Below are 13,493 nucleotides of genomic sequence, written 5' to 3'. Positions count from 1 at the left end.
TCCGGTCGTGCTCGGGTCCGGTCACTTGGCCGTGTCCGCCACGAGGCGCTCGACCGCGTCGACGGCGTCGCCGACGGCGGCCGGGTTCTGGCCGCCGCCCTGGGCGACGTCCGGCTTGCCGCCACCGCCGCCGCCGAGGGTCTTGGCGGCCGCGCGCACCAGGTCACCGGCCTTGAGGCCGCGTTCGCGGGCGGCCTCGTTGGTGGCGATGACCGTCAGCGGCTTGCCGTTCACCGTCGTGAACAGGGCCACGACCGCGGCCCGGCCGCCCTGGATGCGGCCGCGCACGTCGAGGACCAGCCTGCGCAGGTCGTCGGCGGTCGTGCCGTCCGGGACCTGCCCGGTCACCAGGGCCACACCGCGCACGTCGCGGGCCGAGTCGGCGAGGGAGCCGGCGGCCTGGAGGACCTTCTCGGCGCGGAACTTCTCGATCTCCTTCTCGGCGTCCTTCAGCTTGCCGAGCATGGCGGAGACCTTCTCCGGAAGCTCCTCCGGACGGCCCTTGATCAGCTCCTGGAGCTGGGCGACGACCGTGTGCTCGCGGGCGAGGAAGTGGTAGGCGTCGACGCCCACCAGGGCCTCGATGCGGCGCACGCCCGAGCCGATGGAGGACTCGCCGAGCAGCTTGACCAGGCCGAGCTGGGCGGTGTTGTGCACATGGGTGCCGCCGCACAGCTCCTTGGAGAAGTCGCCGATGGTGACGACCCGCACCCGCTCGCCGTACTTCTCGCCGAACTCGGCGATGGCGCCCTGCTTCTTGGCCTCGTCGATGCCCATGACGTCGGCGCGCACGTCGAGGTCGCGGCCGAGCACCTCGTTGATCTTCTGCTCGACGTCGGTCATCACGGCCGTCGGCACCGCGGACGGCGAGCCGAAGTCGAAGCGGAAGCGGCCGGGCTGGTTCTCGGAACCGGCCTGCGCGGCCGTCGGACCGAGGGCGTCGCGCAGGGCCTGGTGGGTGAGGTGGGTGGCCGAGTGGGCGCGGGCGATGGCCTTGCGCCGCCGGTCGTCGATCAGGGCCTGCGCCGTGGCGCCGACGACCACCTCGCCGACCTGGACGACGCCCTTGTGGACGTACACGCCGGGCACCGGCTTCTGGCAGTCGCGGACCTCGATCACGGCGCCGGTGTCGACCCGGATGCGGCCGGTGTCGCCGATCTGGCCGCCGCCCTCCGCGTAGAACGGGGTGCGGTCCAGGACGATCTCCACCTCGTCGCCCTCGACGGCGGCCGGGGAGGAGGCGCCGTCGACGAGGATGCCGACGATCGTGGACTCGCTCTCGGTGTTCGTGTAGCCGATGAAGTCGGTGGCGCCCGCCTTGTCGGCGATCTCCCGGTAGGCACCGGCGCCGGCGTGGCCGGTCTTCTTGGCCTGGGCGTCGGCCTTGGCCCGCTCGCGCTGTTCCTTCATCAGGCGGCGGAACCCGTCCTCGTCCACGGAGAGCCCCTGCTCGGCGGCCATCTCCAGGGTGAGGTCGATCGGGAAGCCCCAGGTGTCATGGAGCAGGAACGCCTTGTCGCCGGCGAGGACGGTGCCGCCGGAGGCCTTGGTGTCGCTCACGGCGGTGTCGAGGATGTTGGTGCCGGCCTTCAGCGTCTTCAGGAAGGCGTTCTCCTCGGCGAGGGCCACCTTCTCGATCCGCTCGCGGTCGGTGATCAGCTCGGGGTACTGCTGCCCCATCATCTCGATCACGACGTCGATCAGGTCCTTGACGACCGGCCCGGTGGCGCCGAGCAGGCGCATGTTGCGGATGGCGCGGCGCATGATGCGGCGCAGCACATACCCGCGGCCCTCGTTGCCGGGGGTGACGCCGTCGCCGACGAGCATCACGGAGGTGCGCATGTGGTCGGTGACCACGCGCAGGGAGACGTCCGAGGCCTGGGCTTCGCCGTAGGCCACGCCGGTCAGTTCGGTGGCCTTCCTGATGACGGCCATGGAGGTGTCGATCTCGTACATGTTCTGCACGCCCTGCAGAATCATGGCGAGGCGTTCCAGGCCGAGGCCGGTGTCGATGTTCTTGCTCGGCAGCTCGCCGAGGATCTCGAACTCCTCCTTGCCGATGCCCTCGCCCCGCTCGTACTGCATGAAGACGAGGTTCCAGATCTCCACGTACCGCTCGTCGTTGACGGCGGGGCCGCCCTCGGCGCCGAACTCGGGGCCCCGGTCGTAGTTGATCTCGGAGCAGGGGCCGCAGGGTCCGGGGACGCCCATGGACCAGTAGTTGTCCTTCTTGCCGAGGCGCTGGATGCGCTCGGAGGGGACGCCCACGACGTCGTGCCAGATGCGCTCGGCCTCGTCGTCGTCCTGGTAGACGGTGATCCACAGGCGCTCGGGGTCGAGGCCGTAACCGCCCTTGTCCTGGGCGCCGGTGAGCAGCTCCCAGGCGTACTTGATGGCGCCTTCCTTGAAGTAGTCGCCGAAGGAGAAGTTGCCGCACATCTGGAAGAACGTGCCGTGGCGGGTGGTCTTGCCGACCTCTTCGATGTCGGGCGTGCGGACGCACTTCTGCACGCTGGTGGCGCGGTCGAAGGGCGGCTTGACCTCACCCAGGAAGTAGGGCTTGAAGGGCACCATGCCGGCCGGGACGAGGAGCAGAGTCGGGTCGTCCGCGATGAGCGACGCCGAAGGGACGACGGTGTGACCGCGCTCCTCGAAGAAGTTCAACCAGCGGCGACGAATCTCGGCCGACTCCATCAGTGGTCCTCATTCCGGTTGTACGAGTACGCCGTGCTGTCGTCGACGGTGTACTTCGGGTCGTTGCTGTTCTCGATGGCGGCACGGCGCCGGGGAGCCGCGAGTTCCGGGTCGACGGGGGCCTTCAGGCCCAGCGCGTCGTCCAGTTCGGCCTGCCGCTGCGCCATGTTGTCGCGGACGTCGAGCGCGAAGCCCACCGCGCGGTCCCTGACCCGGCCGCCCACGTCGAGCGCCTTGTTCGCCGCGGTCGCGGCGAGGCTGTCGGGGGTCAGCTGCTTGAGCTTCCGGTTGACCTTGGTGGTGGCCCACACACCGGCGGCCACGCCGGTGCCGAACCAGAACGTACGGCGGAACATCGCTCGGTCAGCCCTTCTTCCGCTTCGTCCGCCGCGCGGCCGGGAGCGTGCGGCCCACGACCACGGTGTGCCGCGACCGCTCGGCCGGGGCGGACATGTCCTCCTTGCGGCCGCCGAGTGCCCGGCGCACGCCGTACCCGAACGCCGCGACCTTCACCAGCGGGCCGCCGAAGGTGGAGGCCACGGTGGTGGACAGCGCCGAGGCGTTCGACGTGACCTCCTGGACGTCCGAGGCGATCGCGTCGACCCGGTCGATCTGGGTCTGCGCGCTGCGCACCGCCGACGAGGCGTCGGCCAGCAGCGGGACGGCCTGGTCGGTCACGTCCGCCACGAGCTTGGTGGTCGTCCTGAGCGTCTGGGCCAGCCTCGCCAGTGCTACGGCGAGGAAGGACACCAGGATCGCCCAGAAGACGGCCACCAGGATCCCGGCCACCTCGCCACCGGACACTGTGTGCACCCGCTCCCTGAAAGACGGTGAAGAAATACGCGTTTGAACATCGGGAAAGTCGTTCACCGAGCCTATCGCGCCCCGCGCGGGACTCCATACCGGATTACCGTCCGCGCGGGACGTGATCCCGGGAAGCCGCACCCGGCGATTGTACGGAGTGAATATGGTTCAGTACGCTCCGTGTTTCATGCGAGACCATCGGCGCGACGGCGTCCCGCGCGGCAATCTCCCCCTGGAGCTCGACTCCTTCGTGGGGAGAGGGGCACAGCTGGCGGAGCTCGCCCGGACCCTCGACTCCGCGCGGCTGGTGACGGTCACCGGCACCGGCGGTGTCGGCAAGTCCCGGCTGGCCGCGCGGGCGGCCGCGCGCCGCTCTCCCCGGGACGGGGTGTGGCGGGTGCAGCTGGCGCCGGTTCGGGACGAGGAGTTCGTCGACTACGCGGTCGTGGAGGCGCTGGGCCTGACCGACCACACGACGCGGCTGCCGCGCGAGACGCTCTTCGCCCACCTGGCCGAGCGCGAGCTGCTGCTGCTCCTGGACGGGGTCGAGCACCTGGTGGACGCCTGTGCGGCACTGGTGACCGACCTGCTGGGCCGCGCCCCCGGGCTCAGCGTGCTGGCGGTGGGCCGCAGGCCACTGGAGGTGCCCGGCGAGCGGCGGATTCCGCTGCCGCCGCTGGGCCCGGAGGAGGCGGTGGAGCTGCTGACGGTCCGGGCGGGGCAGCGGAACGTCACCTACGGGTACGACGCCGACCTGGACGAGGACCACGGGGAGGTGCGCGAGCTGTGCCGGCGCCTGGACGGGATCCCGCTGGCGATCGAGCTGGCGGCGGGACGCCTGGGCGCGCTGTCTCCCGCGCAGGTGCTGCAACGGCTGGACGACCGCTTCCTGCTGCTGACGGGTGGGGACCGCGCCGCGCTGCCCCGGCACCGGACGCTGCGTACGGCGATCGGCTGGAGCCATGAGCTGTGCACGGCCCGCGAACGGCTGCTGTGGGCGCGCCTGTCGGTGTTCGCGGGGCCGTTCGACCTGGAGGCCGCCGAGTACGTGTGCAGCGGCGAGGAACTGCCGGCCGACGACGTGCTCGACGTGCTCTCCGCGCTCCTCGACCAGTCCGTGCTGGCCCGCGAGGAGACGTCGGCCGGAGTGCGCTACCGGATGCTCGACACCGTACGGGCCTACGGCGCCGACTGGCTGGCGGCGGCGGGGGACGCGCACCGGCTGCGGCGGCGCCACCGGGACTGGTACGTGGGGCTGGCCACCTGGTGCGAGCTGGAGTGGTTCTCGCCCCGGCAGGGCGAAGTGGCCGCCCGGGTCGACGCGGAGCTGCCGAACCTGCGCAGCGCCCTGGAGCACTGCCTGTCCGAGCCGGACGGCGCGCACCTGGGCCAGTACCTGGCGGGCTCCCTCTGGTTCCACTGGGTGGGCTGCGGCCGGCTGTCGGAGGGCCGGCGCTGGCTGGAGCAGGCGGTGCGGCTGGACGCGGAGCCGACGGCGGGCGACCAGTCGCGGCTGAAGGCGCTGTGGGTCCTCGCCCACGTGGCGATCCTGCAGGGCGACACGGTGCCCGCGCTGGCTGCGCTGCAGGAGTGCCGGGAGGAGGCGGAGCGGTCGGCGAACCCCACGGCGGTGGCCTACGCGGAGCACCGCACGGGCTGTCTGGCGCTGGTGACGGACGACGTACGGCGCGCGGAGCGGCTGCTGCGTTCCGCGTTGCGGCGGTACCGGGACATCGGCGAGCTGAACAGCAACGTGCTGATGTGCCAGGTCGAACTGGCGATGACCCGGGCGTTCCAGGGCGATCTGCGGGAGGCGGTGCGGCTGAGCGCGGACGTGCGCCAGGTGTGCGAGGACCACGGTGAGCGCTGGGCCCGGGGCTACGCCCTGTACGTCCTGGCCTACGCGGCGTGGAGCGACGGCGATCCCGTCTGCGCCCGCGCGCTGCTGGCCGACTGCCTCGGCGGTGCCCACCGTTTCCGGGACCAGCTGGGTTCGGTGCTGGCGGTGGAGCTGCTGGCGCTGGTCACCCTGGCGGAGGGCGACGCGACGGAGGCCGCGGTGCTGCAGGGCGCGGCGGGCCGGATGTGGCCGTCGGTGGGGCTGCCGCTGTTCGGGTCGGCGCACTACAACGCCCCGCACGAGCTGTGCGAGGCGGCGGCCCGGGAGCAGCTGGGCGACGAGCGGTACGAGGACTGCGTACGGCACGGGGCGCGGCTCGGCCGCCGGGAGGCGGTGTCGCGGGCGCTGCGCCGGCCGGGCGGGGCGGTGTCGCTGCCGGGGCCGCGTCCGGCCGGCCGGCGGAGCGCGGCGGGCTCACAGACGCCGAAGCCCGCCGCCTCGCCCACCCACAGGGGCGGGGAGACGGCGGGCTGAGGTGTGGTACCGCGCGGGCTGGGATCAGCGGGCGTAGTACTCGACGACGAGCTGCTCGTCGCAGATCACCGGGATCTCCTTGCGGTTCGGCTCGCGGTCCAGGCGGAACGCCAGGGCCTTGAGGTTCACCTGGAGGTAGCGCGGGGTCTCGCCGTCGGGGGCGAAGCCGCCCTCGCGGGCGATGGTGAAGAGCGTCTTCTCCTTGGAGCGGTCGCGCACCTGCACGACGTCGTCCGGACGGACGCGGAAGGACGGCTTGTCGACCTTCTGGCCGTTGACCTGGATGTGGCCGTGGACGACCATCTGACGGGCCTGGTAGATCGTGCGGGCGATGCCCGAACGCAGGACCAGCGCGTCGAGACGGCGCTCCAGCTCGATGACCAGGGCCTCGCCGGTCTTCATGTTGGTCTTGGAGGCACGCTCGTAGGCGCGGACGAGCTGGCGCTCGCTGAGGTCGTACTGCGCGCGCAGACGCTGCTTCTCGAGCAGACGGACCTTGTAGTCCGAGTTCTGCTTGCGGCCGCGGCCGTGCTCGCCCGGCGGGTAGGGGCGGGCCTCGAAGTACTTGACGGCCTTCGGGGTCAGCGCGATGCCGAGGGCACGCGACTTCTTGACCTTGGGACGGGGCTGGTTCGCCACTGTCTGTGTCTCTTTCCTGGATTTCCGGCTTGTCAGGGTTGAGGGAGGTCGCAATCCGCAGCCGGGGAAACCCGTCGGGTCCGCTGGGGACCTGCCGGGCAGCCGCTCCCTGGTCTGGGCACATACGTGCAGCACGCGAGTGGCCCACCGACCGCTCCCGGAAGCCGGGTGGTGGTGGGCTGCCCGCGACACCTATTCGACGGTGCGCGACGCTCCTGGAACCCGCTGGGGGTTCCGGCCGGTTGTCCCGTTCTGACGGCACGGGACTCGGCGCTCCGGGGGATTCTACAGGGTGCTCAGGACCGCTTGCGACCGAGGTGCCCGCGGGTCCACTCCACCGCGTCCGCGTACCGGGCCTCGGCGCCGTGCCGGGTCGGCGTGTAGTACGTCCGCTCCTTCAGCTCGTCCGGGGCGTACTGCTGGGCGGCGATGCCCTCCGGCAGGTCGTGCGGGTACACGTACCCCTGCCCGTGCCCGAGCTTGCCGGCGCCCTTGTAGTGGCTGTCGCGCAGGTGTGCGGGGACCGGTCCGGCGTGGCCCTTGCGCACGTCCTCCAGGGCGGCGCCGATGGCGATGGTGGCGGCGTTGGACTTCGGGGCGAGGGCGAGGGCGATGGTGGCGTGGCTGAGGGTGAGGGCGGCCTCGGGGAAGCCGATCATGGCGACGGCCTGGGCGGCGGCGACGGCGATCGGCAGCGCGTTCGGGTCGGCGAGGCCGATGTCCTCGCTGGCGGAGATCATCAGGCGCCGCGCGATGAAGCGGGGGTCCTCGCCGGCCTCGATCATCCGGGCCAGGTAGTGCAGGGCGGCGTCCACGTCGGAGCCGCGGATGGACTTGATCAGGGCGCTGGCGACGTCGTAGTGCTGGTCGCCGTCGCGGTCGTATTTGACCGCGGCCCGGTCGACCGTCTCCTCCAGCGTGGTCAGGCCGATCTCCGTCTCGCCCTTGTCCAGCGCGGCCCCGGCGGCGGCCTCGAGCGCGGTCAGGGCCCGGCGGGCGTCACCGCCCGCGATGCGCAGCAGGTGCTCCTCGGTGTCCCCGGGCAGGGCGACGGCCCCGCCCAGTCCGCGCTCGGCGGCGAGGGCCCGGCGGAGCAGGCCGCGCACGTCGTCGTCGGTGAGGGGTTCGAGGGTGAGCAGGAGGGAACGGGAGAGCAGCGGGGAGATCACCGAGAAGTACGGGTTCTCGGTGGTGGCGGCGATCAGGGTGACCCAGCGGTTCTCGACGGCCGGGAGCAGGGAGTCCTGCTGGGCCTTGCTGAAGCGGTGGATCTCGTCGAGGAAGAGGACGGTCTCCTTGCCGTACCCCCCGACCGCGCGGCGGGCGCCGTCGATGACCGCGCGGACCTCCTTGACGCCCGCGGTGATGGCCGACAGCTCCACGAAGCGCTTGTTGGTGGCCTTGGAGACGACGTACGCCAGGGTGGTCTTGCCGGTGCCGGGCGGGCCCCAGAGGAAGACCGAGGAGGGTCCGGCGGGCCCGGAGCCGCCCTCGCCGACCAGGCGGCGCAGGGGTGATCCGGGCTTGAGCAGGTGCTGCTGGCCGACGACCTCGTCGAGGGTGCGCGGACGCATCCGCACGGCGAGGGGGCTGCCGGTCGGGTCCTTCTCCTGGCGTTCTTCGGCTGCGGCGGTGAACAGGTCGGGCTCCACGCTCTGCACCCTAAAGGACCGCACCGACAACGCGGCGGGCCAGGTGGCCCCGGGCGCCCGCCGGGACCGCCGGGCGGCCCGTCAGCTGGTCCAGAAGTCCCACCAGCGGGTGAGGATCATCATGCCGATGATGCCGATGTGCAGCACCGGCAGGACCCAGGTGAACTCGCCGAAGAAGCCGCGCAGCCAGTTCGGCGCGGGCAGGAAGCCCTTGCGGACGTTGAACGACGTCACGTACCAGAACATCAGGATCGTGGCGACCCAGGCCAGGCAGCACCACAGGCACAGCGAGTTGATCCGGTACAGGGACTGGAACTGCAGCCAGGAGACGAACGCGACGCCGAAGAGGCAGCCCGCGTTGAGGGTGAGCCAGTACCAGCGCGGGTAGGTGGCGCGGGCGAGCAGGCTCATGCCGACGCAGATCACGATGCCGTAGGCGACGAGTCCGAGCATCGGGTTGGGGAAGCCGAAGACGGAGGCCTGGTCGCTCTCCATGATGTTGCCGCAGGAGACGACCGGGTTGAGGCTGCAGCCGGGCGTGAACGTGGTGCCGGCGATCTTGGCCTCGAGGATCTTCTGCTTGTCGATCGTGATGACCCAGGCGGCGAGCAGGCCGGCCGCGCCCGTGATCACCAGCAGCAGCGCGAGGGCCCGGCTGCCGCCCTCGGTGCGCGGTGCTCCGGCGGCGGGGTCCGGCGCGGGCTCTGCCACGGTGGAGGCGTCCTTCACTGTCGTCTTGCTCATCACGCCGATTCCGTCACTGGAGAGTGGGACCTGCTTCGGGCAGGGGCCATTGTGCCGCACCACCCTGTAGGGCCACCGTTCGATGAGCATATGAACGGATTGGTACTCACTCCGAAGTGGCGTCTTCCGGCCACCACCCGTTCCCCGGGGGCACACCTGAACCAATACGCGTGCCCCCGGCGGGGGTGCCGCTAGCCGAGCCTCGACTCCAGCTCCGCCACGATCTCGTTGACGCCGACGGCGGTCTGCTCGCCGGACTCCATGTCCTTGAGCTGGACGACGCCCTCGGCCAGGTCGCGCTCGCCGAGGACCAGCGCGTAGCGGGCGCCCGAGCGGTTCGCGGCCTTCATCGCGGCCTTCAGGCCCTTGCCGCCGTAGGCGAAGTCGGCGGCGACGCCGTTCTTGCGCAACTCGGTGACCTTGGCGAACAGGATCCGGCGGGCCTCCTCGCCGAGCGGGACCGCGAAGACCGAGGTGGCCGAGGGGATGTCCAGTTCGACGCCCTCCGCCTCCAGGGCGAGGACGGTGCGGTCGACGCCGAGGGCCCAGCCGACCGACGGCAGGGAGGGGCCGCCGATCATCTCCGACAGACCGTCGTAGCGCCCGCCGCCGCCCACCGCGGACTGCGAGCCGAGGCCGTCGTGGACGAACTCGAAGGTCGTGCGCGTGTAGTAGTCCAGGCCGCGGACCAGCTTCGGGTCGTCCTCGAAGACCACGCCGGCCGCCGTGATCAGCTCGCGCACCTCCTCGTGGTACGCCTTGCAGGCGTCGCACAGGTAGTCGCGCAGCAGCGGGGCGTCGGTGAGCTGCTTCTGGACGTCCGGGCGCTTGTCGTCCAGGACCCGCAGCGGGTTGATCTCCGCGCGGCGCAGCGTCTCCTCGTCCAGGTCGAGGCCGCGCAGGAAGTCCTGCAGGGCGGCCCGGTAGACGGGGCGGCACTCCTGGTCACCGAGGCTGTTGAGCAGGATGCGGAAGTTCCGCAGGCCCAGCGCGCGGTACGACTGGTCGGCCAGGATGATCAGTTCGGCGTCCAGGGCCGGGTCCTCGGCGCCGATCGCCTCGGCGCCGACCTGGGAGAAGTGGCGGTAACGGCCCTTCTGGGGGCGCTCGTAGCGGTACTGCGAGCCCGAGTACCAGACCTTCACCGGCAGGTTGCCCGCCTTGTGCAGGTTGGCCTCGAGGACCGCGCGCAGCACGGAGGCGGTGGTCTCCGGGCGCAGGGCGAGGCGGTCGCCGCCCCTGGTCTCGAAGACGTACATCTCCTTGGTCACGATGTCGGTCGACTCGCCGACACCGCGCGCGAACAGCTCGACGTTCTCGAAGCCGGGCGTCTCGATGTAGCCGTAGCCGGAGTCGCGCAGCGGGGCCGCGATCGCCTCGCGGACCGCCAGGTACTTGGCGGAGTCGGGCGGCAGCAGGTCGTACGTGCCCCTGGGGGCCTTGAAGGTGCTCACGGAAGGTCTCTCGTCACATTCCTCGTCGGGGCGCGTCGGGAGCGCCCTGGCCGGCCGCCACCTGCCGCAGATACGGGTTGGTGGCGCGCTCCTGGCCGATGGTGGTCTGGGGGCCGTGGCCGGACAGCACCACGGTCGAGTCGTCGAGCGGCAGGCACACGCGCGCCAGCGAGCCGAGCAGGTCGTCCATGGAGCCGCCGGGCAGGTCGGTGCGTCCGACGGAGCCGGCGAACAGCAGGTCGCCCGAGAACATCACCGGCGGGATGTCCGCCGCCTCGGGCAGCCCGAAGGTCACCGACCCCCTGGTATGGCCCGGGGCGTGCGCGACGGTCAGCTCCAGGCCAGCCAGGGCCAGCCTCGCGCCGTCGGTCAGCTCCTTGACGTCGTCCGGCTCCCCCACGGTCAGCTCGCCCATCAGCGGCATGCCGATGCTGCGGCCGATCCCCTTCTCGGGATCGCTCATCATGTACCGGTCGTCGGGGTGGATCCAGGCCGGCACGTCGTGCGCGCCGCAGACCGGGACGACCGAGGCGACATGGTCGATGTGGCCGTGGGTGAGGACGACGGCGACGGGCTTGAGCCGATGCTTGCGGACCGCTTCCTCGACTCCGGGGGCCGCCTGGTGGCCCGGGTCGATGATCACGCACTCCTCACCGGCGGCGGGGGCGACGAGATAGCAGTTCGTCCCCCAGGCACCGGCTGGGAACCCGGCAATGAGCACGGTCGTCCTTCGTTCGGGTCGGTGGCGGGTGGGCCGGCGAACGGGCCGCGCCCATGGTCAGAGCCTACCGGCGGTGCCGTTTCCTCAGCGAACCCATATACGGTACGGGGCTACACGCCCACGGTCGGCTCATCGCACCCACGCGTACCGGTCGGCACACGAAGACGCATGAGGAGAGAACCCGGTGGTCACCCAGGAGCAGCGGCGGCGTCAGCTCGCCCGGGAGAAGTTCTTGCGGCAGCAGCAGCGACGCACCTCCGCACGACGCAAGGCGCGCATGCGCAACGCGGCGATCGCGTCGGTCCTCGGCGTGATTCTGATCGGCAGCGTCGCGCTGTACACGACCGGAGTGGTCCTGGGGGACGACGACGACACGACGAACGCGAACGCGGAGGCGACCCCGAGCGCCTCGGCGAGCAGCAAGGCGGCCGACCCGTGCGACAAGCCCGCCGAGGGCGAGGTCAAGACGCAGACCTGGAAGAAGGAACCTGCGATGACCGTCGACAAGTCGGCGAAGTACACCATGAAGCTGGCGACGACGTGCGGCGACATAGACATCGCGCTGAAGGCGGACGCGGCACCGCACACCGTCAACTCGTTCGCCTTCCTGGCGGGCAAGGGCTTCCTCGACCACACCAAGTGCCACCGGCTCACCCCCGAGGGCATCTACGTCCTTCAGTGCGGTGACCCCCAGGGCACCGGCGCGGGCGGGCCCGGCTACACGATCCCCGACGAGAACCTCAAGGACGAGAGCCTCAAGGGCAACGTGTACCCGGCGGGGACGGTCGCGATGGCGAACCAGTACAACGCGCAGACGCAGGAGGGGCGGGACACCGGTGGCAGCCAGTTCTTCCTGGTCTACCAGGACAGCCAACTGCCGCCCGACTACACACCGTTCGGTACCGTCTCCGACGAGGGCATGACGGTTCTCAAGAAGATCGCGGCCGCGGGCGCCCAGGAACCCGACCCCACGACGGGCAACACCGCGCCCAACGCGACGGTCGTGATCGACAAGGCCACCGTCACGAAATCCTGACCCTCAGCAGCGAAAGTTCGGTCGTGCGGGATGCGGACAGGCCGCCCGCCGGTCGCCTATGTTGGCCGTGACGAAACTGTGGACGATGCCCGGGGGAAGCGAATCCCTCCGTCGGCATCATGTGGAGGAGGCGCTGTGAGCAGCGACCCGTGGGGCCGCGTCGACGAGACGGGGACCGTGTACGTGCGTACGGCCGACGGCGAGCAGGTCGTCGGCTCCTGGCAGGCGGGCTCCCCCGAGGAGGCGCTGGCCTATTTCGAGCGCAAGTACGAAGGCCTGGTTGTCGAGATCGGCCTCCTCGAGAAGCGCGTGAAGACCACCGACCTGTCGACGAAGGACGCCCAGACCGCCATCGGCCACCTGCGCGAGCAGGTGGAGGCGCACCACGCGGTCGGCGACCTGGACGCGCTGCGGGCCCGGCTGGACAAGCTCGTCGCGTCCGTGGAGTCGCGGCGCGAGGAGCGCAAGGCGCAGCGCGCCAAGCAGTCCGACGAGGCGCGCGGCGCCAAGGAGGCGCTGGTCGTCGAGGCCGAGGAGCTGGCCCGGTCCGACCAGTGGCGGGCGGCCGGCGAGCGGCTGCGCTCCCTGGTCGACACCTGGAAGGGCCTGCCGCGTCTCGACCGCAAGTCCGACGACGAGCTGTGGCACCGCTTCTCGCACGCGCGCTCGGCGTTCTCCAAGCGCCGCAAGCAGCACTTCGCGCAGCTGGACGCGCAGCGCGAGGAGGCCCGGCAGACCAAAGAACGCCTGGTCTCGGAGGCGGAGGCGCTGTCGAACTCGACGGACTGGGGTCCGACGGCCGCGCGCTACCGCGACCTGATGTCCGAGTGGAAGGCCGCGGGTCGCGCCCAGCGCGAGCACGAGGACGACCTGTGGAACCGCTTCCGCGGCGCCCAGGACGTCTTCTTCGCCGCCCGCAGCTCGGTCTTCGCCGAGCGGGACGCCGAGCAGTCGGAGAACCTGAAGCTCAAGGAGGAGCTGGCCGTGGAGGCCGAGCGACTCGTTCCGGTCACCGATCTGAAGGCGGCCCGTGCCGCGTTCCGGTCGGTCAACGAGCGCTGGGAGGCCATCGGTCACGTCCCGCGGGACGCCCGGCCGAAGGTCGAGGGCCGGATGCACGCCGTGGAGCGGGCCCTCCAGGCGGCCGAGGAGGCCGAGTGGCGCCGGACCAACCCGGAGGCACGCGCGCGTGCCGAGGGCCTGACCGGTCAGCTCCAGGCCGCCGTGGACAAGCTGCGCGCGCAGATCGAGCAGGCGCGCGCCCAGGGCAACACCGCCAAGGCGGACAAGCTGGAGCGTGAGCTGGAGGGCCGGCAGGCTCTGCTGGACCAGGCCGTGAAGGGTCTGCACGAGTTCGGCGGCTGACACGGCACCC

At 71.4% G+C, this 13,493-nt stretch carries 11 protein-coding genes; 3 read left to right on the top strand and 8 right to left on the bottom strand.

All coding sequences use genetic code 11. The features are described 5' to 3' along the window. Positions 1 to 21: 21 nt before the first annotated feature. The 3 genes from alaS to IG94_RS0114990 are packed head-to-tail and all read right to left on the bottom strand — an operon-like array spanning position 22 to position 3,507. Positions 22 to 2,694 (bottom strand): alanine--tRNA ligase, encoded by a 2,673-nt coding sequence (alaS, locus tag IG94_RS0115000; protein WP_031035738.1) that lies wholly within the window; start codon positions 2,692 to 2,694, stop codon positions 22 to 24. Next, on the bottom strand, positions 2,694 to 3,050 hold the full coding sequence (locus tag IG94_RS0114995; protein ID WP_031035736.1) for a hypothetical protein: 357 nt from the start codon (positions 3,048 to 3,050) through the stop codon (positions 2,694 to 2,696). Before IG94_RS0114995 ends, alaS begins: the two co-directional genes overlap by 1 nt. A 7-nt stretch (positions 3,051 to 3,057) precedes the next feature. Beyond that, complete coding sequence (locus IG94_RS0114990) at positions 3,058 to 3,507, bottom strand: DUF948 domain-containing protein (protein WP_107060560.1); 450 nt, start codon at positions 3,505 to 3,507, stop codon at positions 3,058 to 3,060. Between the two features lie 178 nt (positions 3,508 to 3,685). Here IG94_RS0114990 and IG94_RS0114985 point away from each other — a divergent pair, with 178 nt between their 5' ends. Continuing rightward, positions 3,686 to 5,872: an ATP-binding protein gene (locus IG94_RS0114985; protein ID WP_031035732.1), complete on the top strand. Its 2,187-nt coding sequence runs from the start codon at positions 3,686 to 3,688 to the stop codon at positions 5,870 to 5,872. A 24-nt stretch (positions 5,873 to 5,896) separates the two neighbouring features. Here IG94_RS0114985 and rpsD read toward each other — a convergent pair whose 3' ends face one another. The 5 genes from rpsD to IG94_RS0114960 form a co-directional block, all read right to left on the bottom strand. Beyond that, a complete protein-coding gene (gene rpsD, locus IG94_RS0114980; RefSeq protein ID WP_031035730.1) occupies positions 5,897 to 6,511 on the bottom strand; it encodes a 30S ribosomal protein S4 in 615 nt (204 codons plus the stop codon). A gap of 296 nt (positions 6,512 to 6,807) precedes the next feature. Next, positions 6,808 to 8,163 (bottom strand): replication-associated recombination protein A, encoded by a 1,356-nt coding sequence (locus IG94_RS0114975; protein ID WP_031035728.1) that lies wholly within the window; start codon positions 8,161 to 8,163, stop codon positions 6,808 to 6,810. An 81-nt stretch (positions 8,164 to 8,244) separates the two neighbouring features. Then, positions 8,245 to 8,907 (bottom strand): vitamin K epoxide reductase family protein, encoded by a 663-nt coding sequence (locus tag IG94_RS0114970; RefSeq protein ID WP_031035726.1) that lies wholly within the window; start codon positions 8,905 to 8,907, stop codon positions 8,245 to 8,247. Between the two features lie 191 nt (positions 8,908 to 9,098). Then, positions 9,099 to 10,361, bottom strand: coding sequence for a histidine--tRNA ligase (hisS, locus tag IG94_RS0114965; RefSeq protein WP_031035725.1), 1,263 nt, complete (start codon positions 10,359 to 10,361; stop codon positions 9,099 to 9,101). Positions 10,362 to 10,374: 13 nt separating this feature from the next. After that, a complete protein-coding gene (locus tag IG94_RS0114960) occupies positions 10,375 to 11,082 on the bottom strand; it encodes an MBL fold metallo-hydrolase (RefSeq protein ID WP_031035723.1) in 708 nt (235 codons plus the stop codon). 184 nt (positions 11,083 to 11,266) lie between these two features. Here IG94_RS0114960 and IG94_RS0114955 point away from each other — a divergent pair, with 184 nt between their 5' ends. Both IG94_RS0114955 and IG94_RS0114950 read left to right on the top strand, forming a co-directional pair. Beyond that, positions 11,267 to 12,118 (top strand): peptidylprolyl isomerase, encoded by an 852-nt coding sequence (locus IG94_RS0114955; protein ID WP_031035721.1) that lies wholly within the window; start codon positions 11,267 to 11,269, stop codon positions 12,116 to 12,118. 135 nt (positions 12,119 to 12,253) lie between these two features. After that, positions 12,254 to 13,483 (top strand): DUF349 domain-containing protein, encoded by a 1,230-nt coding sequence (locus IG94_RS0114950; RefSeq protein WP_031035719.1) that lies wholly within the window; start codon positions 12,254 to 12,256, stop codon positions 13,481 to 13,483. Positions 13,484 to 13,493 lie beyond the last annotated feature (10 nt).

This window comes from Streptomyces olivaceus (assembly GCF_000721235.1).
Classification (GTDB): domain Bacteria; phylum Actinomycetota; class Actinomycetes; order Streptomycetales; family Streptomycetaceae; genus Streptomyces; species Streptomyces olivaceus.
This window is presented reverse-complemented; position numbering and strand designations above follow the sequence as displayed.

Coding starts and splice junctions, on each gene's coding strand:
- IG94_RS0114985 (WP_031035732.1), top strand. CDS start 3,686: ATGCGAGACCATCGGCGCGACGGCGTCCCGCGCGGCAATCTCCCCCTG.
- IG94_RS0114995 (WP_031035736.1), bottom strand. CDS start 3,050: ATGTTCCGCCGTACGTTCTGGTTCGGCACCGGCGTGGCCGCCGGTGTG.
- IG94_RS0114970 (WP_031035726.1), bottom strand. CDS start 8,907: ATGAGCAAGACGACAGTGAAGGACGCCTCCACCGTGGCAGAGCCCGCG.
- alaS (WP_031035738.1), bottom strand. CDS start 2,694: ATGGAGTCGGCCGAGATTCGTCGCCGCTGGTTGAACTTCTTCGAGGAG.